Raw genomic sequence first — 24,613 nt, 5'->3', positions numbered from 1 at the left:
CCAAGTATCGGGTAGTAAACCAGACATGAGGGCCGGTGTCCTACCCGATAACGCTTCTGGCCTGTCAGATGTCGGCAGGTTGCTCGGCGACTTGTTCGCTGAGCTTGTCGGCCAGACGGACAAAGGCCGCCAGATCGAGCTGCTCTGGGCGCAGGCTGCCATCAACGCCGGCGGCTTCGATTTCAGCATTGCTCAGCAAGGCTTTGAGGGTGTTGCGCAGGGTCTTGCGGCGCTGGTTGAAGGCTTCGCGAACGACGCGCTCCAGCAAACGATGGTCTTTAGCCGGGTGCGGCAGCACGGTGTGCGGCACCAGGCGGACGATCGCCGAGTCAACTTTTGGTGGCGGGTTGAACGCGCCGGGGCCGACGTTGAACAGGTGTTCGACCCGGCAGTGGTACTGAACCATAATCGACAGACGGCCCCAATCGCCACCGCCGGGACCTGCGGCCAGACGCTCGACCACTTCCTTTTGCAGCATGAAGTGCATGTCGCGGATCAGGCTTGAATTGTTCAGCAGGTGGAAGATCAGCGGCGTGGAGATGTTGTACGGCAGGTTGCCGACGACGCGCAGGCTGTTGGGGGCGGCATTCAGGCTGCTGAAGTCGAACTTCAGTGCATCGCCCTGGTGAAGGTTGAAATTGCTCTTGCCGGCGAATTGCTGGTTGAGGATCGGGATCAGGTCCTTGTCCAGTTCAACCACGTCCAGTTGGGCGCCGCTGTTGAGCAGGCCTTCGGTGAGCGCACCCTGGCCCGGGCCGATTTCCAGCAGGCGGTCTTCGGCTTTGGCGTGTATAGAGCGCAGGATACGGTCGATAACGCCGGCATCGTGCAGGAAGTTCTGGCCGAAACGCTTGCGCGCCCGGTGTTGGTAATGCTCGGTCATAAACGGGTCTCGGCCATCTGGTAGGCGGTTTCCAGGGCGACTTGCAGGCTGCCGGTGTCGATTTTTCCGCTACCAGCCAGGTCCAGGGCGGTGCCGTGGTCGACTGAAGTGCGGATGATCGGCAGACCGAGGGTCACGTTGACTGCCGCGCCGAAGCCTTTGTATTTCAGCACGGGCAGGCCCTGGTCGTGGTACATCGCCAGCACCGCGTCGCAGTGCTCCAGATACTTGGGGGTAAACAGAGTGTCGGCGGGCAAGGGACCACGCAGGTCCATGCCTTCAGCGCGCAGACGCTCCAGGGTTGGTTCAATGATGTCGATTTCTTCGTGGCCCAGGTGTCCGCCTTCGCCGGCATGCGGGTTGAGTCCGCAGACGAGGATGCGTGGCTGGGCGATGCCGAATTTTTGTTGCAGGTCGGTGTGCAGAATCCGCGTGACCCGCTCCAGGCGTTCAGGGGTGATTGCATCGGCAATCTCCCGCAGTGGCAGGTGCGTGGTGACCAGCGCGACCCGCAAGCCGTGTGTGGCGAGCATCATCACCACTTGAGGGGTGTGGGTCAGGTCTGCGAGAAACTCGGTGTGGCCGGAGAAAGCGATTCCCGACTCATTGATTACGCCCTTATGCACAGGTGCGGTGATCATTCCGGCAAAGTGCCCGTCCAGACAGCCTTGGCCGGCGCGGGTCAGGGTTTCCAGTACAAACGATGCATTGGATTTATCCAGCTGACCGGCGATGACCTTGCTCTGCAGTGGGGTGTCCCAGACATACAGGCTGTCAGCTGGGGCGGGTTGATCCGGCCAGCTATCCGGGGTAACCGGTAGCAGGTCGACAACCACACCCAGCTGCACGGCCCGCTCAAGGAGCAGGTCGCGGCTGGTAATGGCAATCAGGGGATGCGGCTGGGGGTGCGCGGCGAGCAGCAGGCACAGGTCGGGACCTATACCGGCAGGCTCGCCCGGTGTCAGCGCGAAACGTTTGGGTTTCACTGCGATGCCCGGTCAGCGCCAGGGAGTTTGATCTCTACGTAGGCTTCGTCACGGATCTGACGCAACCAGGTTTGCAGCTCTTCGTCGTATTTGCGGTTACGCAGTACAGTCATCGCTTGCTGCTCGCGGGCCTGGGTGGTGCTGTCGGTGGCGCGGCGGCCAAGGACTTCCAGGACGTGCCAGCCGTAAGGGCTCTTGAACGGTTTGGACAGTTGGCCCTGTTGGGTTTTGGCCATCACTGCGCGGAACTCGGGCACCAGGGCGTTCGGGTCGATCCAGTTCAGGTCGCCGCCGTTAAGCGCGGAGCCCGGGTCTTCCGAATATCTTTTCGCCAGTTCAGCAAAGTCTTCGCCGGCTTCAATCCGGTCGTAGAGTTTCTGGGCAAGACGCTTGGTTTCTTCTTCGCTACGAATTTCGCTTGGTTTGATCAGGATGTGGCGCACGTGCACTTCGTCGCGCACCTGAGTCTGGCCGCCACGCTTTTCCAGGATCTTCAGAATGATGAAGCCGCCTGGAGTACGCATCGGCTCGGTCACTTCGCCGACAGACATCGAACTCAGCATGCGATCAAACGGTGGTGGCAGTTGCGCGGCTTTACGCCAGCCCATCTCGCCGCCTTCCAGCGCGGTTTCACTGGCGGACCTGGCGATTGCCAACTGACCGAAATCGGCGCCTTGCTTGAGTTGCCTATAGACATCGGCAGCCTGGCGTCCGGCATTCTGAATCGCTTCAGAGTTTGCGCTTTCCGGAGTAGGAATCAGGATATTGGCCAGACGGAACTCTTCGGACAGCTGCATTTTGCCCAGGTCCGAGGCCAGGAAGTTCTTCACTTCCTGCTCTGATACCTGAACACGCTCAGCCACACGGCGCTGACGTACACGGCTGATGATCATCTCGCGGCGAACCTGATCACGAGCGTCTTCATAAGACAGGCCGTCGTGGGTCAGGGCGGCGCGGAACTGGTCCACGGTCATATTGTTGCGCTGGGCAATGGTGCCGATCGCCTGGTTCAGCTCTTCATCAGTGATACGGATGCCGGAACGTTCGCCGATCTGCAGTTGCAGGTTTTCGACGATCAGGCGTTCGAGCACCTGCTGGTTCAGCACGCCGGTTGGCGGCATGCCGCCACCGCGCTTGGCGATGGTTTGTTGAACTTCATGAACCCGTTGGTCCAGTTGGCTCTGCATGACTACGTCGTTATCGACGATGGCCACCACTTTATCGATGGGCTGCACCGCAGCGTTCGCTGCGGTACCCAGTAACAGCGCGCCCAGCATCAGCGGGCGCAGACAATCAGAAAGCTTGGTCTTCACGTTCACGATAACCTTGAATGCCTTTGTTAAGGAAGCTCTCTACTTTGGTGCCAGTAACGCCACCGAGACCCTTCAGAACAATTTGGAGGAAGATGCCATGGTCGCCTTTCTCGTTTTGCGGGGCTTCTTGACTGAACTCGTCATAGGAAACCCAGTAACGGTTGATCAGGCGCAGTTTCCAGCAGCAGTTGTCGTACTCGAAACCACCGAAGGCTTCCAGAGTGCGGTTGCGGTTGTAGTCGTACTGCCAGCGGCTGATGGCGTTCCATTGCGGCACGACCGGCCAGATCACCGAGAAATCGTGCTGCTTGATCTTGTAATAGTCTTTCACGAATCCCGGAGTGCCTGGAGTGCCGTAGTCGCCACCACCCACTGTCCACTTACCGGTGGTCTGGTCATAACGGACCTGATCATTGCGATAGCGATAACCGGCGTTGATGACCTTGTTCGGGTTGTCTTCCGGCTGGTAATGGAACATCGCGCTGCCGGAGCGAGGGCTGCGGCTGTCCGGGTCCCAGTTGTAGTCGGCGGTGGTGCGCCAGTCACGGTTGAAGCGGTATTCGTACTCAAGCGCGTAAGGCGAAACCTTGGAGTGTGCATCGTTGCGGGTGGTTGCATCGATGCCCGGCAACTGGACTTCGCGATCCTTGAAGTAAACGGCCTGGCCGACGCTGATGCGTTGGCGCTCAAAGCCATTGTCTTCGATCCAGCGGTTGGTCACGCCCAGCGACAGCTTGTTCTCGTCGCCGACACGATCAGAGCCAGAGAAACGGTTGTCGCGAAACAGCGAAGCGTAGTTGAACGTGTACTCGCCAGTGTCGAAGACCGGGATGTCGGTCTGGTCTTTCTCTGGGACATAGAGATAGAACAGGCGCGGCTCAAGGGTCTGGCGGTAGTTTTTGCCGAACCATTGAGTGTTGCGATCGAAGTACAGACCGCTGTCGATGCTAGCGATAGGCACGCCGCGGTTCTGATTGTTGTTGAAGTCGCCATTGATGTTATCGGTACCGGCCGCTGCCGCTGCTTGCTGTTGCGCAACGATCTGGCTCTTGCCTGTTCCGTCGAGACTCAGATCGTACTGGGTGAACTTGTACTTGAGCGATGGTTTCAGGAAGCCGTAAGTCCAGTTGAGCGGCAGACTGACAGCCGGCTCAAGATCGAGGCGGTCACCGTTTGCACGCGCCAGACCCACAACGTTTGTATCTAGCCGTGGCGAGGCATTGCCGTTTTCATCGATAAAGTCGCCGTTTTTCAAATTACGGTCAAAGCGTACGATTTCGGTGTTGTACGCGAAATTCAGCCCGCCTGGATGGTACGGCAGCGCACCGTTGAAGGTGATCTGCGGCAAGCGGTTGTACGGTGTGATATTGGAGACGGTTGCCAGCTGATAGGCCTGTGCGTTGATTCGCGCGACGTAATCGTCGCCGCGGTAGGTGACGACACCCTGCTGGTTCACGTAGTCGGCAGTTCTGACACCAATCTGATCGGTTTCCAGATCCTGGAAATAATACGGATCGCTGATCTTGGTGTAGTCGACTTCTGTCAGTGTGCGCGAATCAAGTCCGCCCTTGTGCTGCCAGTTGAGCATGTAGCGGGTTTTTTCGTAACCGGTCTGCTTGCTGCGTTCAGTGTCGTCGTCATTCAAGTAAGCAGCACCAAACTGACCTTCACTGCTCTTGGTCAGGTAGCGGAACTCGCCTTCCATCAACATCCCGCGCTTGCTCATGTAGCGCGGATACAACGTGGCATCGTAGTTGGGTGCCAGGTTGAAGTAGTACGGGGTGACCAGCAACAGGCCGGTTTTGGTACCGCTGCCAATGGTCGGTGGCAGGAAGCCGGACTGGCGACGGTTATCGATCGGGAAGTAGATGTACGGGGTGTAGAACACCGGAATGTCTTTGACCCGCAGCGTCACGTTGGTCGCGGTGCCGAAGCCGGTCGCCGGGTTCAAGGTGATGTTGTTACCCTTGAGCTGCCAGGCGTTGCTGTTCGGTTCGCACGTGGTGTACGTACCATCCTTGAGGCGGATGATGGCGTTCTCGGCACGTTTGGCGTACAGCGCGCTGCCGCGCACGCGCGACTTGTGCATCACGTACTCAGCGTTATCGACTTTGGCTTCGCCGGTATCGAGCTGCACATCGGCGTGATCGCCGACGAGCAGCGCGCCGTTGTCGCGAATGCGGACATTGCCGCTCAGCTCGCCACGGCTTTCAGCTTGATACAGGCTGGCTTCGTCGGCCTCGGCCTGCATGCTGCCCTGACGCATGACCACGTCACCGGCCAGGGTCGCGACCTGTTGCTCTTGCTCATAGCGCGATGCTTTGGCGCCGATAAACGTTGGAGCGTCACTTTTATTCGTCGTGTCATTCATGCCCGGACGAATCGGTTCGATATAGGAACCAGAGCAATAAGGACCGGTCTCGGCCAATTGCGCAGCAGTCAGCTTCTCACGAGGCACCCAGTCAAGGTGGCTGTAGTCGGCACTGCGCGACTGCAGGCCGCGGCCCTTGGCCTCGGTGACGAGCGTGCTCTTGGTAGCGGTTTCGTTGCTGGCGCTGTTGGCTGCCGGGCTCTCGCCGTTGGAACTGACTGCATTCGCGTCATGCACAGGGCGCGGAGGCAATTGAGCAGCGTTGGATTTTGGTGCGCAGTCCCAGGCACCCGAAGTAGACACTGAGCAGTCATACTGTTCCGCGGCGACCACGTACTGAGTGGCTAAAGGTTGCAGGGCCAGCAAACTGCCGGTAACCAACAACGGAAATTTTTTACGAAACGCGGGGGATTTCAATGCCATCTTATTAGTCCGGGCTTCCTGCGTGCCATCTGCCCGCGGTGTGGGCCGCACGCCTCTCGATGGTCTGAAAAAGATGCTGGATAATAAAGCATGACCCGCTTGACGGCTAGCGCCGTCGGAGACCCTTGCAATGCCTGACCAAGATGTACGCTTGCAACACCTGAAAGTTTGGCTCGATGAGCAATTGGCAACTCTGTTTACAGCACGCGGCTGGGGCGCCGTGCCCCCGGCTACGTTGACTGCGGCCAGCAGCGACGCGAGTTTTCGGCGGTATTTTCGCTGGGAAGGGGAGGGTCGTAGCTTCGTCGTGATGGACGCTCCACCGCCCCAGGAAAACTGTAAACCCTTCGTGGATATCGCTTTATTGCTGGCGAAATCCGGAATAAACGTCCCGATAATTTATGCCGAGGACCTCGAGCGCGGATTTCTTTTGCTCAATGACCTGGGCAACAAGACCTATCTGGACGTGATCGACGGCGAAAATGCCGACGATTTGTTCAAGGACGCGCTGCAGGCATTGCTGGCCTTCCAGCAGTTGCCAATGGATGCCGTGCTTCCCAGTTATGACGTGGCGTTGCTGCGCCGCGAACTGGAACTCTTCCCCGAGTGGTACGTGGGCCGTGAGCTGGGTATCAAGCTTGACCAGGAACAACTGGCGCTCTGGCAACGGGTCAGCGATCTATTGATCGACAGCGCTCTGGCCCAACCCAAGGTGCTGGTACATCGCGACTACATGCCGCGCAACCTGATGTTGAGCGAGCAGAACCCGGGCGTGCTGGACTTCCAGGATGCAGTCTACGGTCCGGTCACTTATGACGTGACCTGCCTGTTCAAGGATGCATTCCTCAGTTGGCCTGACGCTCGCGTGCATGGCTGGCTGAAAGATTATTGGCACCAGGCGGGTAAATTGGGTATCCCGGTACAGTCTGATTTTGAAGACTTCCTGCGTGCCAGCGATCTGATGGGCGTGCAGCGTCATTTGAAGGTGATCGGGATCTTTGCCCGCATCTGCCACCGTGACGGTAAGCCGCGTTATCTGGGCGATGTACCGCGTTTCTTTGCCTATATAGAAGCAGTGCTGGCCCGCAGGCCAGAGCTGGCGGAGTTGGGTGAGCTGTTGGCGAGCCTGCGCCAGCCGGTTGGAGCGCCCGTATGAAAGCAATGATTCTCGCGGCCGGTAAAGGTGAGCGCATGCGTCCGCTGACCCTGGCGACGCCCAAGCCATTGATTCGTGCCGCGGGTGTGCCATTGATCGAGTACCACATTCGGGCATTGGCGGTGGCAGGTTTTACCGAGATCGTCATCAACCATGCCTGGCTGGGTCAGCAAATTGAGGACTATCTGGGCGATGGATCGCAGTTTGGTGTGAGCATTCAGTATTCGCCGGAGGGGGAACCGCTGGAGACCGGAGGCGGTATTTTTCGGGCATTGCCGCTGTTGGGTGATGAACCGTTCCTGGTGGTCAATGGTGACATCTGGACTGATTACGACTTCACGGCTTTGCGCCAACCGATTGCCGGACTTGCTCATCTGGTGATGGTCGACAACCCGGAGCATCACCCGACAGGGGGGGACTTTTGTCTGGTGGACGGTCAGATACACGACGCCGGGACGGGTTCAGCCGCGCTGACTTACAGTGGTATTTCGGTTTTGCATCCAAGGCTGTTCTCTACGTGCGTCGCCGGTTCCTTCAAATTGGCGCCGCTGTTGCGCGAAGCCATGGCTCAAGGGCAGGTCACGGGCGAACACATGCATGGATGCTGGATTGATGTCGGAACCCTTGAACGTCTGGCGCAAGTAGAACAATTGCTGGAAGCGAGCCGCTGATATGTTGTGGCCAGGGACTCTGATCGGAGCCGGAGCGGGCTTTGCCATAGCCAGCATTCCGGGGGCCATGTTAGGTGCATTGTTGGGGCAGGCGCTGGATCGGCGCTTGCAACTGCAGAGTTGGGACCATTTGCGCCAACGTTTGAGCGGGCGTTCGGCGCTGCGCAATGATGAGCTGTTGTTCGTATTGTTAGGGCGACTGGCCAAGAGCGATGGCCAGGTGGTTGAGGGGCATATCCAGCAGGCTCGTCAGGAAATGCGTTCACTCGATATGAGTGGACCGGCGCAAAAGCGAGCCATTGCTGCATTCAATCGGGGTAAGTCCGGGCATGATCGCTTGCATGGGTATTTGCGCCGCTTGAGTACCCAACCGCATGCAGCCGAGGGCGTTTTGCGCGCCTGCTGGCGTATGGTCTGGGCTGATGGTCGAGCCAGCGGCGCCGAACGAGAGCTGATTAATCTCTGGGGTAAATGGCTGGGCTGGACACCTCAACAGGTGCAAGCGCTGGCCAGTGACTACGAGCCGCATAAAAAAAGCCTGGCCAACAGTGGCAGGGCTTATCAAGAGGCTTTGCAGGTGCTGGGTGTGACGGCCACCAGCGAGCCATTGCAGATCAAGCGTGCTTACCGGCGCCTGCTCAGCCGCCATCACCCGGACAAGATTGCCGGCACTGGCGCGACCCCGTTTCAAGTGCGCGAGGCAACCGAGAAAACTCGCGAGCTGCACAACGCTTATGCGTTGATCCGTGAGCGGCGGGATTTTCGTTAGGCATTCAGGTGACCCTGAAAAGATCATCCGAGCACGACCCGAACCTTTGGCATCGCCTACGGTTCGGTGTATATCCTCGGTGCCAGGTCGAGATCCGCTCGGCGCAGGAGCTGCCGCTGGCTGCGATCCTGGCGGGTTGCCCGCGAATAGGGCCGTTCAGTTGCCGGTGTTCCGTGGGCTTAACCAGCCGCGAACGCGCCGAAACAGTTGCTCTTGTTCGGCGGCGCTGTTTCCAGGCAACGCCTTCAAAGACACCTGAGTGAAGCGTGCGCTCTTCAAGCGTTTACTCGCCTGCAGACGTGCCAAAGCGGCGCTGCGTGCCAGCTCCTTGTCATTATAGAAAAAGTCGGCAGTTGCGACTTTCAAGGTCGGCGTCAGTTGTGCCAGCTCAGGTTTTCCGTTAAGTGGCGTTTGCGCGGCGACCATTACGAACTTCTCTACGTGCGGCGGTTGTTTCTCGCTCAGGTAACGCGCGGTCCAATAAGCCCCGGTGCCATGTCCCAGCAGGACAATGCTGCGAGCGTTTTGCTGCCGCGCAAAGGCAATTGCCGCATCGATTCGGGCGAAGATCCGCTCGGCGTCAGCCTTGATTTTCTCCTCAGAACTATCGGCGGCGGCACGATCAGTGATGTCAGCCTCACCGCCAGCCGCTTGTTCGATGGGTTTGGGTGCAGCGGTGCTGGCGTCTTTGCTGCTAGTGTCCACAGGGGCAGGCGCGGGCGCGGCTTCGACAATGCGCGGCTGGCTGGCGTCGCTCTGCAGGTCGGGCAAGGTAATACTCAGGCTGCCCCAGTTGGCGTTTGGCAATTTTTGCCGCAATGGACCGATTGCTTGAGGCCAGTCAGCGGTTTCGCCGGCGCCGGGGATGATAATGACCGCACCGCTGGGTTCACTGGCATTGGCCGGTTTCCAGAGTGTGAGGAAGCTGTCGCTGCCGGCCTGCAACTGTTGCTGCTCCTGCTGTGGGATTTGTCGCTCAAGGGCCGTCGCTTCTTCCTGACTACGCTCAAGCAGCAGCTGGCGCTCTACCGGTTTTTCTTCTGCGTTTTTTGCCGTGGCGCCGGTAGGATCGGCAGCTTCGACTGAAAAGGCACAAGGCAGGATCAGCGACAGGCACAATGCGTGCAGTGCCAAGCGGTAGACAGGGGGCATCGGATATTCCAGGCCAGAAGTAATCCCGGCAGCCTAATGGGTTGGTCAGTATTTGTCAGTGTGTGAGACTTCAGATGATGCGTTTTCGCTGCCTGTTGGTTATCGGCTGTTTTTGCCTTCCCTTGATCGCGTTGGCGGCCCCTGCGCCCGCGCAGTTGAATGTCGATCAGCGTCAATGGCTTGAGCAACACGCCGAGCTGCGTGTCGGGCTAGTGATGCAAGCGCCATACGCCCAATTTGATCGCCGCTTGCAGCGATTGTCCGGGGCCAATGTCGAGCTCATGCAGTGGCTGGCCCAAGCCCTCAAGGTCGAGCTGAGTTGGCGCAACTTTGCAGATCAGGAACAGTTGGAGGCCGCCGTGCGTGACGGTGAAGTCGACATTGCCCCCGGCCTGACTCAAACCCCGGCGGGGCTGCGACTCTGGCAGTTTTCCGATCCTTATATGCGTGTACCACAACTGGTAGTCAGTGAGCGTAAAGGCGCCGGTGCGGTGGACCTGGAGAAGCTCGACAGCCAGTCCCGTGTCGCTGTACGCATGCCCAGTGCGGTTGCCGACTACCTGCGCAGCACTTACGGCCATCTCAATTTGCAGGGGGTACCGATGGAGCGCCAGGCCTTGCAGTTGCTTTTGAGCCAGCAAGCCCGGTATGCCGTGGTGGATGAAGCGCAGCTCAGTCGTTTGTCGGCCGAGCCGGAGTTCACCGGTCTGGCGGTGGTCGGTGATATCGGCCTGCCGCAATTGCTGCGGGTCGCCACGCGACGTGACTGGCCTGAGCTGGCGGGGATCGTTGAAAGGGCGCTGCATGCGATTCCGGCGCGAGATCTGGAACAGCTACACAGTCGCTGGCTGCAACCCAAATACCCGCGTCTGGTCGAGTCGCCGGGTTTTTGGCAGAACCTCTGTCTATTGCTGGCGGTGTTGTTGCTCAGCAGCATGGCCATCGTCACCTGGCTGCGTCGCCAGCGACGATGCCTTGAGCAGCGTTTGTTGGCAGCCAGAGAGGACATCGCCCATCGTGAGGCCAGCGAAGAAGCCTTGCGCCTGACGCAGTTTTCCATCGACCAAAGCACCGTGGGGATCCTCTGGGTCAACTGGGACAGCCATGTCCGCTACGCCAATCGGGCGGCCGAAGAAATGCTCGGTTATGCACCGGGCTGCGTCATCGACCGACCCTTGATCGACTTCGAGCCTGACCTGCATATGGACCGTTGGCTGACGCTTTGGAAGCGCGCCCGTGCCAGTGACGACGGACCGCAGAGCTTCGAAACCAGCTGTGTTCGTGCCGATGGCAGCATCCTGCCTGCTGACGTGTCGCTGAGCTTCCTGCGCTTTCGCGATAGTGAGTATCTGGTGGTCTATCTCAACGACGTCACTGAGCGTCGACGTGCCCTGGCCGCCTTGCAGGAAAGCGAGGCGCGACTACAAGGCATCGCCGCCAACGTACCGGGACTGGTGTTTCGCCTGGAGCGGGCGCCGGTCACCGGGCAGATCGACTTCGCCTATATCAGTGAAGGCAGTGAAAACCTGGTGGGCTATTCGCCGGCGACGTTGAGCCATCGCGACAAAGGCTTGCGCAGCCTGGTCCATCCCGACGACAAAGCCAGCTATCACCAGACCCAGGATCAAGCGCTGGATACGGATAGCGACTGGTCCTGGCAAGGGCGGATTGTGACGCGTCAGGGCGAGCAGCGTTGGGCGGAAATCAAGGCGATCACCCGTCGTCTCGAGGACGGCGCGGCGGTCTGGGACGGGATTGTGTGGGACATCAGCGAAAGCAAGCGTATCGAGCTGGAGCTGGCCGGTTCTCGCGAGCAACTGCGCGAGTTGTCCGCTCACCTGGAAAGTGTGCGGGAAGAGGAAAAGGCCCGCATTGCCCGGGAGGTTCACGATGAGTTGGGGCAGATGCTGACCGTGCTCAAACTGGAAACCTCTATGTGCGAGCTGGCTTACGCGCATCTTGACCCGGGTTTGAACGAACGGCTCAACAGCATGAAGCGGCTGATCGCACAGCTGTTCCAGTTGGTGCGCGATGTTGCCACGGCGCTGCGCCCACCGATTCTTGATGCAGGCATCGCCTCGGCCATCGAGTGGCAGGCGCGACGTTTCGAGGCGCGTACGCAGATTCCGTGTCTGGTCCAGGTACCGGAAAATTTGCCGGTCCTTAGCGACGCCAAGGCCATTGGCCTGTTCCGTATCCTTCAGGAGGCGCTGACCAATGTCATGCGCCATGCTCAGGCGCATACTGTTGAATTGACACTGACCCGCGAAGGTGGCGATTTATGCCTGACTGTCAGCGACGATGGTCAGGGATTTGTCCCGGCGACAGGCCGCCCGACTTCGTTTGGTCTGGTGGGTATGCGCGAGCGGGTGTTGATCATGGGCGGCAGTCTGTCGCTGGAAAGTGAGCTGGGCGAAGGCACGACATTGAGCGTGCGAGTGCCGTTGGATTAGGAGAGATGCGTGATCCGTGTACTGGTAGCCGAAGACCACACCATCGTCCGCGAAGGCATCAAACAGTTGATTGGCCTGGCCAAGGACCTGTTGGTGGTGGGCGAGGCATGCAATGGCGAGCAGCTATTGGACGTTTTGCGACATGTCCCTTGTGAAGTGGTGTTGCTGGATATCTCCATGCCCGGCGTCAATGGCCTGGAGGCAATCCCGCGGATTCGCGCGCTGAACAATCCTCCGGCGATTCTGGTGCTGTCGATGCATGACGAGGCGCAAATGGCCGCTCGTGCGTTGAAAGTCGGGGCTGCCGGTTATGCCACCAAGGACAGCGATCCGGCACTGCTGCTGACCGCGATCCGCAAGGTCGCGGCAGGTGGGCGTTATATCGACCCGGATCTGGCCGACCGGATGGTGTTTGAAGTGGGGCTGACTGACTCGCGGCCGTTGCACTCGTTGCTGTCTGAACGCGAGTTTTCGGTGTTCGAACGGCTGGCCCAAGGCGCGAACGTTAACGACATTGCCCAGCAATTGGCATTGAGCAGCAAAACCATCAGCACCCACAAGGCGCGGCTGATGCAAAAACTCAATATCACTTCGCTGGCCGAGCTGGTGAAATACGCAATGAAACACAAGCTCCTGTAACGCGTCTCCTTTGGACGCCACATAACCGTAGCAGCTGCCAAAGGCTGCGTTCGGCCGCGAAGCGGTCGTAAAAACTCCAAACGCGATTTACCCGGATAAATCTCGATTGCCTGACTTGCGAGCGCTTCGCACTTGAACGCAGCCTTCGGCAGCTGCTACGAAGTGCGTGTAGCCATACCCATTTACGACATGCCTGTAAGGTCCGATTCCCGCGTTATATGGCTTCCAATACAGGCCATCGCGCCCATTCCCTCGTGACATGCCCAATCACGCCATTCGTGTAGGGCAATCCCTACCCCGAACCTTCCATCCGGCTTAGGCGAATCTCTCATACCCCCCGATTTGCGTGGTTGTGAGGCTCCACTAGGCTTAGTCCACGGCAGTCAAAAACAAAAGGTGTGGGTATGAGCGAGGTTGATTCAAGTGCTGGGGCAAATGATGTTCTGGTCAGCTTTCGTGGAGTGCAAAAGAGCTACGACGGCGAGAACCTGATCGTCAAAGACCTCAACCTGGAGATTCGCAAAGGCGAATTCCTCACACTGCTCGGGCCTTCCGGCTCCGGCAAGACCACCAGTCTGATGATGCTGGCCGGTTTCGAAACCCCGACCGCCGGTGAAATCCAGCTGGCCGGGCGTTCGATCAACAACGTGCCGCCGCATAAGCGCGACATCGGCATGGTGTTTCAGAACTACGCGTTGTTCCCGCACATGACAGTGGCCGAGAACCTGGCGTTCCCGCTGACCGTGCGTGGCCTGAACAAAAGCGACGTCAGTGACCGGGTCAAGCGCGTGCTGAGCATGGTTCAGCTCGATGCATTCGCCAAGCGTTATCCGGCGCAGCTTTCCGGTGGTCAGCAGCAGCGTGTGGCGCTGGCCCGGGCGTTGGTGTTCGAACCGCAACTGGTGCTGATGGACGAACCACTGGGGGCACTGGATAAGCAACTGCGTGAACACATGCAGATGGAGATCAAACACCTGCACCAACGCCTGGGCGTGACCGTGGTCTACGTGACCCACGACCAGGGCGAAGCCCTGACCATGTCCGACCGCGTGGCGGTATTCCATCAAGGCGAAATCCAGCAGATTGCGCCACCGCGCGAGCTCTATGAAAAGCCCAAAAATACCTTCGTCGCCAACTTCATCGGCGAGAACAACCGTCTCAACGGCCGTTTGCACAGCCACAACGGCGATCGCTGCGTGGTTGAGCTGGGGCGTGGTGAAAAGGTCGAAGCGCTGGCGGTGAATGTCGGCAAGACCGGCGAGCCAGTGACCCTGTCCATTCGTCCGGAGCGCGTGAGCCTCAATGGCTCCAGCGAATCCTGCGTCAACCGCTTCTCGGGGCGCGTGGCGGAATTCATCTATCTGGGCGACCACGTCCGCGTTCGCCTGGAAGTCTGCGGCAAGACCGACTTCTTCGTGAAACAACCGATCGCCGAGCTGGATCCGGCTCTGGCGGTTGGTGATGTGGTACCGCTTGGCTGGCAGGTCGAACACGTTCGCGCGCTCGACCCACTTCTAGAGGCGAACTGATCGCCCCCTTGCTTCACCAACACAAACCCTGCACGTGGAGAGAACAATAAATGTTGAGATCCCTGAAATTCACCGCCCTGGCTTTGGGCATGATGGGTGCGGCACACGCAATGGCGGCCGCGGACCTGACGGTGGTGTCCTTCGGCGGGGCGAACAAGGCGGCTCAGGCCAAAGCCTTCTACGCACCTTGGGAAGCCGCGGGCCACGGCAAAATCGTCGCCGGCGAATACAACGGTGAAATGGCCAAGGTCAAAGCCATGGTCGACACCAAGAGCGTGTCCTGGGACCTGGTGGAAGTGGAGTCGCCAGAGCTGTCCCGCGGCTGTGACGAAGACATGTTCGAGCAGCTCGATCCAGCCCTGTTCGGCAAATCCGAAGACTACGTCAAAGGTGCTATTCAGCCTTGCGGCGTTGGCTTCTTCGTCTGGTCGACCGTGCTCGCCTACAACGCCGACAAGCTGAAAAGCGCACCGACCAGTTGGGCGGATTTCTGGGACACCAAGAAATTCCCGGGCAAGCGTGGCCTGCGTAAAGGCGCCAAGTACACCCTGGAGTTCGCTTTGATGGCCGACGGCGTCGCGCCCAAAGATGTCTACAAAGTGCTGGCCGGCAAAGATGGTCAGGACCGTGCCTTCAAGAAGCTCGATGAGCTCAAGCCAAGCATTCAGTGGTGGGAAGCGGGCGCTCAGCCGCCGCAATATCTGGCCTCTGGTGACGTCGTGATGAGCTCGGCCTACAACGGCCGGATCGCTGCCGTGCAGAAAGAAAGCAACCTGAAAGTCGTATGGAACGGCGGTATCTACGACTTCGACGCCTGGGCGATCCCAAAAGGTCTGGATAAAGCCCGTGCCGAAGCTGCGAAGAAATTCATCGCGTTCTCGGTCATGCCGCAGCAGCAGAAGACTTATTCGGAAAACATTGCCTACGGCCCGGCTAATACCCAAGCCGTACCGCTGTTGGCCAAAGATGTTCTGAAAGACATGCCGACCACTCCGGAAAACATCGCCAACCAGGTGCAGATCGACGTCAGCTTCTGGGCTGATAACGGTGAGCAACTGGAGCAGCGCTTCAACTCGTGGGCTGCGAAGTAATCACGCTCCTGTGGGATCCGGGCTTGCCCGCGATGAGGTACACGCGGTTTTGCTGAAAGACCGCATCATCTCGATCGCGAGTTAGCCTTGCTCCTGCAACAGTTGTGTATTTTCAGATGAGCAGGGGGGGCATTCCGAAACGGGATGCCGCCCTCTGAAACGTTTAAAGATTTCCGGAGTTTGCTATGGCCATCACCGTTCCCCTGAACGAGGTCACCAGCCCCACCTTGAAGCAGCGTCTGGCACATGCCGAGCGGGTCAACCGCTGGAAGGCCCAGGCCTTGATCGCGCCCTTGGTGCTGTTTCTGTTGCTGGTGTTCCTGGTGCCGATTGTGGCGCTGCTCTACAAGAGCGTCGGTAACCCGGAAGTGGTCGGTGGTATGCCGCGCACTGTGGCGGCGGTGACTGCCTGGGATGGTCGAGGTTTGCCGGCTGAGCCGGTTTACAAGGCCGTCAGCGAAGACCTGGCCGAAGCCCGCAAGAATCAAACCTTGGGCGATCTGTCCAAGCGACTGAACATGGAGTTGGCCGGCTATCGCAGCCTGCTGACCAAAACCGCGCGAGCGCTGCCGTTCAAGACTGAACCGGCCTCTTATAAAGACGCGATGGAAAGTCTCGACGAGCGTTGGGGCGATCCGGCGTACTGGCAGGCGATCCGCCGCAACACCAGCAGCATTACACCCTATTACCTGCTGGCGGCTGTCGATCACCGCATCGACGACCTGGGCGAAGTGGCCCCGGCCACACCAGACCAGGCTATATACCTCGATATCTTCGCCCGCACCTTCTGGATGGGCCTGATCATTACCGCGATCTGCCTGGTGCTGGCTTATCCGCTGGCTTATCTGTTGGCCAATCTGCCGTCCCGGCAAAGCAACCTGTTGATGATTCTGGTGCTGTTGCCGTTCTGGACCTCGATTCTGGTTAGGGTCGCGGCGTGGATTGTCTTGCTGCAGTCGGGTGGCCTGATCAACAGCGCGCTGATGGCGATGGGTGTGATTGATAAACCGCTGGCGCTGGTGTTCAACCGTACCGGGGTTTACATCTCCATGGTGCACATCCTGCTGCCGTTCATGATTCTGCCGATCTACAGCGTGATGAAAGGCATCTCGCCAACCTATATGCGGGCGGCGATTTCCCTCGGTTGCCATCCGTTTGCCAGCTTCTGGCGGGTGTACTTCCCGCAGACCTATGCCGGTGTCGGCGCCGGTTGCCTGTTGGTGTTCATTCTGGCAATTGGTTACTACATCACCCCGGCGCTGCTCGGCAGCCCGAACGATCAGATGGTCAGTTACTTCGTCGCCTTCTACACCAACACCAGTATCAACTGGGGGATGGCGACTGCGCTCGGTGGCTTGCTGCTATTGGCGACCATCGTGCTCTACCTGATTTACAGCTGGCTGGTGGGCGCCAGTCGCCTGCGCCTGAGCTAAGGAGAGAATCGAAATGTTGAGCCCTTACAAGTCGCCCGTTGAGCGGGTCTGGTTCTACAGCTTGCGCATTCTCTGCGGGCTGGTTCTGTTGTTCCTGATCTTGCCGGTATTGGTGATCATTCCGCTGTCGTTCAACTCGGGCAGCTTCCTGGTTTACCCGCTGCAAGGTTTCTCGCTGCATTGGTACCAGGATTTCTTCGCCTCGGCGGAGTGGATGCGCTCCCTGAAGAACAGCATCATCGTCGCCCCGGCGGCGACTGTATTGGCGATGGTTTTCGGCACGCTGGCGGCCATCGGCCTGACGCGCGGCGATTTCCCCGGCAAGCCGTTGGTGATGGCGTTGGTGATTTCGCCGATGGTGGTGCCGGTGGTGATCATTGGTGTTGCCAGCTATCTGTGCTTCGCCCCGCTGGGATTTGGCAACAGCTATACCTCGCTGATCGTCGTGCATTCGGTGTTGGGTGTGCCGTTCGTGATCATTACCGTGTCGGCTACTTTGCAAGGTTTCAATCAAAACCTGGTGCGTGCTGCCGCCAGTCTGGGCGCATCACCGCTGACGGCTTTCCGTCGGGTGACGTTGCCGTTGATCGCGCCTGGGGTGATCAGCGGGGCACTGTTTGCCTTCGCGACGTCGTTCGATGAGGTAGTGGTAACGCTGTTCCTCGCCGGCCCGGAGCAAGCGACGTTGCCTCGGCAGATGTTCAGCGGCATCCGCGAAAACCTTAGCCCGACCATCGCCGCCGCCGCGACGCTGCTGATTGCTTTTTCGGTGATCCTGCTGCTGACCCTGGAATGGTTGCGTGGGCGCAGCGAGAAGCTGCGTACGGCGCCAGTCTGAAGGTAGAAGTTTTTCAAGCGGGCTTGCTCGCGACAGCGGTCTGTCAGTCGGCATAAATGTCGAATGTTTCGCCGTCATAGCGAGCAAGTCCCCGCATTGGATCGTTGTTACATTCACCGGATCAATAGCAGACAAACCCCAATCCCCAGCTACTCTTGTGCCCAGCCCCCAAAACTATAAGAGGCCGAGCCGATGAGTCTGTCTTCCTTCAAAATCGCCCACAAGCTAATCACCGGCGCTGGCGCCATCGAGCAATTGGCCGCCGAGCTGACCCGCCTGGACATTGACCACCCATTGATTGTCACCGATGCCGCGCTGGTGAGATCCGGCACGGTGGAGCTTGCGCTGGCGCAACTGGGTGAACGCTCTTATGAAATTTTCGACCGGGTTCTGCCTGACCCGGAAATCGCCATTGTCGAAGACTGCATGCGCGTTTACCGCGAAGGCGGGCACGACGGTCTGATCGGCCTGGGCGGCGGCAGTGCCATCGATATTGCCAAAAGTGTCGCCGCGTACGCCGGCTACCACGGTGCCCTCGAGGATCTGTTCGGCATTGATCAAGTGCCGCGCAAAGGCCCGCCGCTGATCGCGATCCCGACCACCGCCGGTACGGGGTCGGAAGTCACCAATGTGGCGATTCTTACCGACAAGGTCGCGCAATTGAAGAAAGGCATCATCAGTGATTACCTGCTGCCGGATGTGGCGCTGGTCAGCCCGCAGATGACCCTGACCTGTCCGCGCAGCGTCACCGCCGCCAGCGGTATGGATGCGCTGGTTCACGCCATTGAGTCCTACCTGTCGCTGAACGCTTCGCCGATCACCGACTCACTGGCCATCGGCGCGATAAAACTCATCACCAAAGCGCTGCCCAAGGCCTACGCCAATCCTTCCAATCTGCAGGCCCGCGAAGACATGGCCACCGCCAGCCTGATGGCCGGTATGGCGTTCGGTAATGCCGGAGTCGGCGCGGTGCATGCGTTGGCCTATCCGCTGGGCGGGCGATTCAATATCGCCCACGGCGTCAGCAATGCCTTGTTGCTTGCGCATGTCATGACCTGGAACAAGATGGCCTGCGTCGAGCGCATGCAGGATATTGCCCAGGCCATGGGCGTGAAAACCGCCGGGCTGAGTGCCAATCAAGCGGCCGATAGGGCCGTGGAGGCGATGGCCGAGTTGTGTGCCACCGTGGAGATACCCCAAGGGTTACGTAGTTTCGGGGTGCCTGAGGAGGCGATACCGGCCATGGCTGTGGAGGCCGCGGGGATCGAGCGTTTGATGCGCAACAATCCGCGTAAACTGAGCGCTGTCGATATCGAGAAAATCTATCGCACCGCGTACTAGATCATTGAGGCCACAGTGCGCGTTGGAAAGCATGAGGTATACAATGCGCGCCATCGTGATTCTGCTCAGAAAAGGTGCGTCATGCAGCCCTTCGCTATTGCTCCGTCGATTCTCTCCGCCGATTTCGCCCGTCTGGGTGAGGAAGTGGATAACGTTCTCGCCTCTGGCGCCGACATCGTCCACTTTGATGTCATGGACAACCACTACGTGCCGAACCTGACCATCGGCCCGATGGTCTGTTCCGCGCTGCGCAAATACGGCATCACCGCGCCAATCGACGCGCATCTGATGGTCAACCCGGTGGATCGCATTATCGGCGACTTCATCGAAGCCGGTGCGACCTACATCACCTTCCACCCGGAAGCCACACTGCATGTCGACCGTTCCTTGCAAATGATCCGCGAAGGCGGTTGCAAGGCGGGTCTGGTGTTCAACCCGGCGACCCCGCTGGACGTACTCAAGTACGTGATGGACAAGGTCGACATGATCCTGCTGATGAGCGTCAACCCGGGCTTTGGCGGGCAGAAGTTCATTCCCGCCACCCTCGACAAACTGCGTGAAGTGCGGGCGCTGATCGATGCGTCCGGGCGTGACATTCGTCTGGAAATCGACGGTGGGGTGAACGTCAACAACATCCGCGAAATCGCCGAGGCGGGTGCTGACACCTTCGTCGCTGGCTCGGCGATCTTCAATGCTCCGAATTACCAGGAGGTAATTGAAAAGATGCGTTCCGAACTGGCACTGGCTCGCCCATGAATGGCTTTGAGCAGCTGTTTCCCGGGCGTTTGCCACGGCTGGTGATGTTCGATCTGGATGGCACGTTGATCGATTCGGTCCCTGACCTCGCGGTGGCTGTGGATAACATGCTGCTCAAACTGGGACGCTCGCCCGTCGGTATTGAGCCTGTGCGTGAGTGGGTCGGTAACGGCGTGCAAGTGCTGGTTCGTCGCGCGCTTGCCGAAAGCATTGATCATGCTGACGTCGACGATGCCGAAGCCGAACAGGCTTTGGAGATTTTCATGGAGGCCTATGCGGACGGTCATGAACTGACCGTGGTCTACCCCGGCGCGCGCGAAACCTTGAAATGGCTGCACAAACAGGGTGTGGAAATGGCCCTGATCACCAACAAGCCTGAGCGTTTTGTCGCGCCGCTGCTGGATCAGATGAAGATCGGCCGGTATTTCCGCTGGATCATCGGCGGCGACACCTTGGCGCAGAAGAAACCCGATCCTGCGGCGCTGTTTTTCGTGATGAAAATGGCCAACGTGCCAGCCTCCCAATCGCTGTTCATCGGTGATTCGCGCAGCGATGTACTGGCGGCGAAAGCGGCAGGTGTGAAGTGTGTCGCGCTTAGCTATGGCTACAATCACGGTCGACCGATTGCCGAAGAGTCGCCGGCGCTGGTGATCGATGATCTGCGCTTTTTAATTCCCGGTTGCCTGGATCCTGCCGCTGAGATAACGTTGCCCGACGTTGCTCAACCCCCTCCAAGAGATTCCATCGTGGTGGTCACTCGCAAGCTCTGGATGAAAGTCATCAAGGCCCTGGCCCGCTGGCGTTGGCGCGTCTGACTTGATTCTGGCCGGCTATCCGGCGTGTTTGCATTACTGACCGTTAGACCCTCAAGCCACGAGGCTACTCATGATCCGCGAAGAATTCCTGCGTTTGGCCGCTGCCGGCTACAACCGCATCCCGCTTGCCTGTGAAACCCTTGCCGACTTCGACACACCGCTGTCGATCTACCTGAAACTGGCCGATCAGCCGAACTCCTATCTATTGGAGTCCGTGCAGGGCGGTGAGAAGTGGGGGCGTTATTCGATCATCGGCCTGCCATGCCGCACCGTGTTGCGTGTCCATGATCATCACATCAGTGTCACCCACGATGGTGTGGAGATCGAAAGCCATGAATCCGAAGATCCGCTGACATTCGTTGAAGCGTTCAAGGCACGCTACAACGTGCCGAGCATCGCTGGATTGCCGCGTTTCAACGGCGGGCTGGTGGGGTACTTCGGCTATGACTGCGTGCGTTATGTGGAGAAGCGTTTGGGTAAATGCCCGAACCCGGATCCACTGGGCGTACCGGACATTCTGCTGATGGTTTCCGATGCCGTGGTGGTGTTCGACAACCTCGCTGGCAAGATGCATGCGATTGTCCTGGCTGATCCTTCCCAGGAAAACGCTTACGAGAATGGGCAGGCGCGCCTGCAAGAGCTGCTGGAAAAACTCCGCCAGCCGATCACCCCGCGTCGCGGTCTGGACTTCAGCAAGCAACAGGCCGCAGATCCCGTATTCCGTTCCAGCTTCACCCAGGACGATTACGAGCGGGCGGTGGACACCATCAAGGAATACATCCTCGCCGGTGACTGCATGCAGGTCGTGCCGTCGCAACGCATGTCCATCGACTTCAAGGCGGCGCCGATTGATCTGTATCGGGCGCTGCGTTGCTTCAACCCGACGCCTTATATGTACTTCTTCAACTTCGGCGACTTCCATGTCGTCGGTAGCTCGCCGGAAGTGTTGGTACGGGTCGAAGACAATCTGATCACCGTCCGGCCCATCGCTGGCACCCGCCCACGCGGGGCCAATGAAGAGGCCGACCTGGCGCTGGAAGAAGACTTGCTGTCCGATGACAAGGAAATCGCCGAGCACCTGATGCTGATTGACCTGGGTCGCAACGACACTGGCCGGGTCTCGGAAATCGGATCAGTGAAGCTCACCGAGAAGATGGTCATCGAGCGTTATTCCAACGTCATGCATATCGTCTCTAACGTTACCGGCCAACTGAAAGCGGGCCTGACGGCAATGGACGCGCTGCGGGCGATTCTGCCGGCGGGCACCTTGTCCGGCGCGCCGAAGATCCGTGCGATGGAAATCATCGATGAACTGGAACCGGTCAAGCGCGGCGTTTACGGCGGCGCGGTGGGTTATTTCGCCTGGAACGGCAACATGGACACCGCGATTGCGATTCGCACGGCGGTGATCAAAAACGGCGAACTGCATGTGCAGGCCGGTGGCGGTATCGTCGCTGACTCAGTGCCTGCGCTGGAGTGGGAAGAGACGCTGAACAAGCGCCGCGCAATGTTTCGCGCTGTTGCCCTCGCCGAACAGACGCCTTAACGCTGATCCATAAAAAACGCGGTGCCTGCGAGGGCGCCGCGTTTTTTATTGCCTTCAATTCCCCATGTAGGAGCTGCCGGAGGTTCGGGCCGCGTTCGGACGATCTTTTGATCTTGTCGACCGTCCAGGCAACAACCTTCGTTTGCCCTTTAGAAGTCCAGGCTGACACCCACGTTGATGCCTTGTTGGGTGAAGTCGTCATCCTTGCGGATGTTGTAGCTGGCCCGCAGTGCCACGTCCTGAGTGAGTTTGTGACTCACGCCCAGGTTGAGGCGGTTCAGGTTGGTCTGCGGGGTGTAACCGGCCAGGGTGAACCGGTTGTTCGGCAGGCTGTTAAGGTTGATGGTCAGGTGCTGGGTGTCGTCGTTGTACTCGCGTTCGTGGGCAAACTCGCCAAACACTTGCGTCTGCGGGGTAACCTGATACTTGCCCTGGATACCGACGCCAAGGCGCCTGGAGTTGCGGGACTGGTCATCGAACGTCAGCGCAGTAGCGTCGGTGCCATTTTCCGAGTAACCATCGACTTTTACCTTGGCGAAATCGGCGCTCACGAACGGCGAAAGGTGCCATGGGCTGCTTGCCTGTTGCGCGATGTCGTAACCCAGGCGACCGCTGATGCCCAGCACATAGCCGCTGGTATCGCCTTTTTCCCCGCGTTCGTTAACGCCAAGGTCGAACTTGCGCTTGAGGCTGTCGTAGTCCAGATGCCCGGCGGTCATTGCGGCGTCAGCCCACCAGCGGTTCTGCTGGTACTGGGCGAACGCTGTGCCCATGTACGTGTTGAGTTTGTATTCCGAGTCGTCCTGACCTGCATCAAGCTTCTGATGGTAGAAACCGGCAGCCACACCGACGCGCCAGGCTTCATCGAGACGGTAGCTGCCGCCGATGTTCAGGTTGTAGCCGTTGCCGTCGGCGCTTGCGCCGCTGCTTTGGGTGTCGAAGTCCTGGTGTTGGCCGCCACCAGCGACAATTGCTCGCCATTGGCCAACGCCTTGCCAGTTTTCCCAGTCAGCCAGCCACTGGTTGCGCAATTCATCCTGATGCGCGCGTAGGGTGCCCTGGGCCATTTCCGGCAGCAACGTCAGCTCCCATGGCGCGGCCAGCAGGGAGTAGGCGTAATCGGCAATCAGGCGTTGCCCCGTTTCGGTCGGGTGGACCGAGTCGTTGTAGATCAGCTTGGTCGGGTCAGGGGTGGCACTGTTGATGCCGTACCGGGCGTTCTCGGTGCAGCTGTCGCCGCTGAAGCAGGTGGCGGTCAGGTTCTGGTCGGTGGCCAAGCCGAACTGTGCCGGGTTGGCGAACGTCTCTTTAAGCAGCAGCGGAATGTTGAGCGGGATGATCTCGGCGTTGACGCTCTGCAGTCGGCTCACCAGTTCGGTGTTGAACTGGGCGCTGAGCTGGGAGGTGAACGCTTGCAGCGGTGTGCCGTTGATAGCCGGGGTCAGTCCGATGTCTGGCAGCAGCCAGACCATGATGTAGCGGGCACCGGCCTGTTGCAGGGTTTGCACGCTGCTGACCAGGCGATCGGCGGCGGCGTTAGCCCCGTCAAGGCTGGTCACTCGACCCTGGAGAAAGTCGTTGCCACCGCCCGAGAGGTAATACAGTGCATTCGGGTCGGCGCGGAAGTTATTCGTCGGCAGGTAACCCGCGCGGCTGCGTTCGCCTGTGTCTGATGTGGTGGTGATCGAGTCGAGGATCTGGTCGGTGCGGTAGCCGCCGACAGCCCAGTTGTTGCCGTCAGGCAGGCCCTGGTTGGCGCGTACTGCCGAGGTCGAGGCAGCCGTCTGGTCAGGCGAAAACCCCAGTTTTCCCCCCAGCAGCTGCGTCGAATTGGCGGCGCGAATTTCACCGCTGCCATCCAGGTAGATCGGGCCGGTGCGGTTGGTGAAGCGCAACGTCGCACCGGCCGGGCCACCCGGATCGGTGAACTGCCCGGCATCGTTCAGGCTGTCGCCGAACACGATGAATTTGGAATAGGGGGAGGGAGCCGCTATCGCTTGAGCGCAAACCAGCGCGAGAAGACAGCCGGCGAGCGGTACGAACAACGTCTGTTTGATCATGAGCAAGTCCATTTATTTATTGTTGTAGAGAACGAAACGACAGTACCAAAAACTTTTGCGCTTAAGCTATGGCCAAAGGCCGCATCGATTGTTTGTTCAGGCTTGGGCTGCGCCATATTGCACCCTCTGCTCAGCTAAGTTACTGTGCCGGGACGTATGAATGAGACCTTCCCTGTGTTGATCGTCAGCAAACTCTTGATGCGAGTTGTTAAGGCCCACGCCCGTTGGCGTTGGCGCGCCTAACTTTTCTCTGCCGGCCCGGCCGGACCTGTACCGATTTGCCTTCTTTGCCCGTGTAAAACACCGCTTGTGCTGGTTGAAGTCCAGCGACTGACAGAGCGGGAGACGCTGCGGGTAAATCATACGAAGGCCGTATTAAAAGTCAGTG

19 protein-coding genes are annotated in these 24,613 nt (G+C 59.1%); 13 read left to right on the top strand and 6 right to left on the bottom strand.

The window, feature by feature from the left end:
- Positions 1-64 precede the first annotated feature (64 nt).
- Genes rsmA through AC07UI_RS00165 form a run of 4 tightly spaced genes read right to left on the bottom strand, consistent with a single transcriptional unit; the run spans position 65 to position 5,976 of the window.
- Positions 65-883, bottom strand: a complete 819-nt coding sequence (gene rsmA / locus AC07UI_RS00180) for a 16S rRNA (adenine(1518)-N(6)/adenine(1519)-N(6))-dimethyltransferase RsmA (protein WP_494990558.1) — start codon at positions 881-883, stop codon at positions 65-67.
- Complete coding sequence (pdxA, locus tag AC07UI_RS00175; protein WP_494990557.1) at positions 880-1,869, bottom strand: 4-hydroxythreonine-4-phosphate dehydrogenase PdxA; 990 nt, start codon at positions 1,867-1,869, stop codon at positions 880-882. Before pdxA ends, rsmA begins: the two co-directional genes overlap by 4 nt.
- Entirely contained in the window at positions 1,866-3,182 is a 1,317-nt protein-coding gene (gene surA, locus AC07UI_RS00170; RefSeq protein WP_494990556.1) for a peptidylprolyl isomerase SurA, read from the bottom strand. The genes pdxA and surA overlap by 4 nt, the downstream gene beginning before the upstream one ends.
- Positions 3,163-5,976: an LPS-assembly protein LptD gene (locus tag AC07UI_RS00165; RefSeq protein WP_494990555.1), complete on the bottom strand. Its 2,814-nt coding sequence runs from the start codon at positions 5,974-5,976 to the stop codon at positions 3,163-3,165. The genes surA and AC07UI_RS00165 overlap by 20 nt, the downstream gene beginning before the upstream one ends.
- A 130-nt stretch (positions 5,977-6,106) precedes the next feature.
- Between AC07UI_RS00165 and AC07UI_RS00160 the strand changes: the two genes are divergently transcribed.
- The 3 genes from AC07UI_RS00160 to AC07UI_RS00150 are packed head-to-tail and all read left to right on the top strand — an operon-like array spanning position 6,107 to position 8,572.
- On the top strand, positions 6,107-7,132 hold the full coding sequence (locus AC07UI_RS00160; protein WP_494990554.1) for an aminoglycoside phosphotransferase family protein: 1,026 nt from the start codon (positions 6,107-6,109) through the stop codon (positions 7,130-7,132).
- On the top strand, positions 7,129-7,803 hold the full coding sequence (gene murU, locus AC07UI_RS00155) for an N-acetylmuramate alpha-1-phosphate uridylyltransferase MurU (RefSeq protein ID WP_494990553.1): 675 nt from the start codon (positions 7,129-7,131) through the stop codon (positions 7,801-7,803). Before AC07UI_RS00160 ends, murU begins: the two co-directional genes overlap by 4 nt.
- Before the next feature lies 1 nt (position 7,804).
- On the top strand, positions 7,805-8,572 hold the full coding sequence (locus AC07UI_RS00150; protein WP_494990552.1) for a TerB family tellurite resistance protein: 768 nt from the start codon (positions 7,805-7,807) through the stop codon (positions 8,570-8,572).
- Between the two features lie 156 nt (positions 8,573-8,728).
- Here the strand turns inward: AC07UI_RS00150 and AC07UI_RS00145 are convergent, their stop codons facing one another.
- Positions 8,729-9,724, bottom strand: coding sequence for an alpha/beta hydrolase family protein (locus tag AC07UI_RS00145; protein ID WP_494990551.1), 996 nt, complete (start codon positions 9,722-9,724; stop codon positions 8,729-8,731).
- A 74-nt stretch (positions 9,725-9,798) separates the two neighbouring features.
- On the opposite strand from AC07UI_RS00145, the gene AC07UI_RS00140 reads away from it, so the two are divergent.
- The 10 genes from AC07UI_RS00140 to trpE all read left to right on the top strand — a co-directional run bounded on the left by AC07UI_RS00140 (position 9,799) and on the right by trpE (position 22,165).
- Positions 9,799-12,177, top strand: a complete 2,379-nt coding sequence (locus AC07UI_RS00140) for a PAS domain-containing sensor histidine kinase (RefSeq protein ID WP_494990550.1) — start codon at positions 9,799-9,801, stop codon at positions 12,175-12,177.
- Positions 12,178-12,186: 9 nt separating this feature from the next.
- The gene (locus tag AC07UI_RS00135; RefSeq protein WP_494990549.1) at positions 12,187-12,816 is read left to right on the top strand and encodes a response regulator; all 630 of its coding nucleotides are present in this window, start codon (positions 12,187-12,189) and stop codon (positions 12,814-12,816) included.
- A gap of 404 nt (positions 12,817-13,220) precedes the next feature.
- Positions 13,221-14,345 carry an ABC transporter ATP-binding protein gene (locus AC07UI_RS00130; RefSeq protein WP_494990548.1) on the top strand — a complete coding sequence of 375 codons (1,125 nt, stop codon included), beginning with the start codon at positions 13,221-13,223 and terminating at the stop codon, positions 14,343-14,345.
- A gap of 50 nt (positions 14,346-14,395) precedes the next feature.
- Positions 14,396-15,436 carry an ABC transporter substrate-binding protein gene (locus AC07UI_RS00125; protein WP_494990547.1) on the top strand — a complete coding sequence of 347 codons (1,041 nt, stop codon included), beginning with the start codon at positions 14,396-14,398 and terminating at the stop codon, positions 15,434-15,436.
- A gap of 185 nt (positions 15,437-15,621) precedes the next feature.
- Positions 15,622-16,869 carry an ABC transporter permease gene (locus tag AC07UI_RS00120; RefSeq protein WP_494990546.1) on the top strand — a complete coding sequence of 416 codons (1,248 nt, stop codon included), beginning with the start codon at positions 15,622-15,624 and terminating at the stop codon, positions 16,867-16,869.
- A 13-nt stretch (positions 16,870-16,882) separates the two neighbouring features.
- On the top strand, positions 16,883-17,707 hold the full coding sequence (locus AC07UI_RS00115; protein WP_494990545.1) for an ABC transporter permease: 825 nt from the start codon (positions 16,883-16,885) through the stop codon (positions 17,705-17,707).
- Between the two features lie 192 nt (positions 17,708-17,899).
- Positions 17,900-19,048, top strand: a complete 1,149-nt coding sequence (locus AC07UI_RS00110; protein WP_494990544.1) for an iron-containing alcohol dehydrogenase — start codon at positions 17,900-17,902, stop codon at positions 19,046-19,048.
- A gap of 81 nt (positions 19,049-19,129) precedes the next feature.
- A complete protein-coding gene (gene rpe, locus AC07UI_RS00105; RefSeq protein WP_494990543.1) occupies positions 19,130-19,804 on the top strand; it encodes a ribulose-phosphate 3-epimerase in 675 nt (224 codons plus the stop codon).
- Complete coding sequence (locus AC07UI_RS00100; protein ID WP_494990542.1) at positions 19,801-20,619, top strand: phosphoglycolate phosphatase; 819 nt, start codon at positions 19,801-19,803, stop codon at positions 20,617-20,619. The genes rpe and AC07UI_RS00100 overlap by 4 nt, the downstream gene beginning before the upstream one ends.
- A gap of 70 nt (positions 20,620-20,689) precedes the next feature.
- Complete coding sequence (gene trpE, locus AC07UI_RS00095; protein WP_494990541.1) at positions 20,690-22,165, top strand: anthranilate synthase component I; 1,476 nt, start codon at positions 20,690-20,692, stop codon at positions 22,163-22,165.
- A gap of 149 nt (positions 22,166-22,314) precedes the next feature.
- Here trpE and estP read toward each other — a convergent pair whose 3' ends face one another.
- Entirely contained in the window at positions 22,315-24,225 is a 1,911-nt protein-coding gene (estP, locus tag AC07UI_RS00090) for an esterase EstP (RefSeq protein WP_494990540.1), read from the bottom strand.
- Between the last annotated feature and the right edge of the window lie 388 nt (positions 24,226-24,613).

This window comes from Pseudomonas sp. GW821-FHT04C07, from assembly GCF_059420325.1.
This window is presented reverse-complemented; position numbering and strand designations above follow the sequence as displayed.

Coding starts and splice junctions, on each gene's coding strand:
- AC07UI_RS00165 (WP_494990555.1), bottom strand. CDS start 5,976: ATGGCATTGAAATCCCCCGCGTTTCGTAAAAAATTTCCGTTGTTGGTT.
- rsmA (WP_494990558.1), bottom strand. CDS start 883: ATGACCGAGCATTACCAACACCGGGCGCGCAAGCGTTTCGGCCAGAAC.
- AC07UI_RS00130 (WP_494990548.1), top strand. CDS start 13,221: ATGAGCGAGGTTGATTCAAGTGCTGGGGCAAATGATGTTCTGGTCAGC.
- AC07UI_RS00115 (WP_494990545.1), top strand. CDS start 16,883: ATGTTGAGCCCTTACAAGTCGCCCGTTGAGCGGGTCTGGTTCTACAGC.
- AC07UI_RS00125 (WP_494990547.1), top strand. CDS start 14,396: ATGTTGAGATCCCTGAAATTCACCGCCCTGGCTTTGGGCATGATGGGT.
- murU (WP_494990553.1), top strand. CDS start 7,129: ATGAAAGCAATGATTCTCGCGGCCGGTAAAGGTGAGCGCATGCGTCCG.
- AC07UI_RS00100 (WP_494990542.1), top strand. CDS start 19,801: ATGAATGGCTTTGAGCAGCTGTTTCCCGGGCGTTTGCCACGGCTGGTG.
- AC07UI_RS00160 (WP_494990554.1), top strand. CDS start 6,107: ATGCCTGACCAAGATGTACGCTTGCAACACCTGAAAGTTTGGCTCGAT.
- estP (WP_494990540.1), bottom strand. CDS start 24,225: ATGATCAAACAGACGTTGTTCGTACCGCTCGCCGGCTGTCTTCTCGCG.
- AC07UI_RS00110 (WP_494990544.1), top strand. CDS start 17,900: ATGAGTCTGTCTTCCTTCAAAATCGCCCACAAGCTAATCACCGGCGCT.
- rpe (WP_494990543.1), top strand. CDS start 19,130: ATGCAGCCCTTCGCTATTGCTCCGTCGATTCTCTCCGCCGATTTCGCC.
- trpE (WP_494990541.1), top strand. CDS start 20,690: ATGATCCGCGAAGAATTCCTGCGTTTGGCCGCTGCCGGCTACAACCGC.
- AC07UI_RS00150 (WP_494990552.1), top strand. CDS start 7,805: ATGTTGTGGCCAGGGACTCTGATCGGAGCCGGAGCGGGCTTTGCCATA.
- AC07UI_RS00140 (WP_494990550.1), top strand. CDS start 9,799: ATGATGCGTTTTCGCTGCCTGTTGGTTATCGGCTGTTTTTGCCTTCCC.
- AC07UI_RS00120 (WP_494990546.1), top strand. CDS start 15,622: ATGGCCATCACCGTTCCCCTGAACGAGGTCACCAGCCCCACCTTGAAG.
- AC07UI_RS00145 (WP_494990551.1), bottom strand. CDS start 9,724: ATGCCCCCTGTCTACCGCTTGGCACTGCACGCATTGTGCCTGTCGCTG.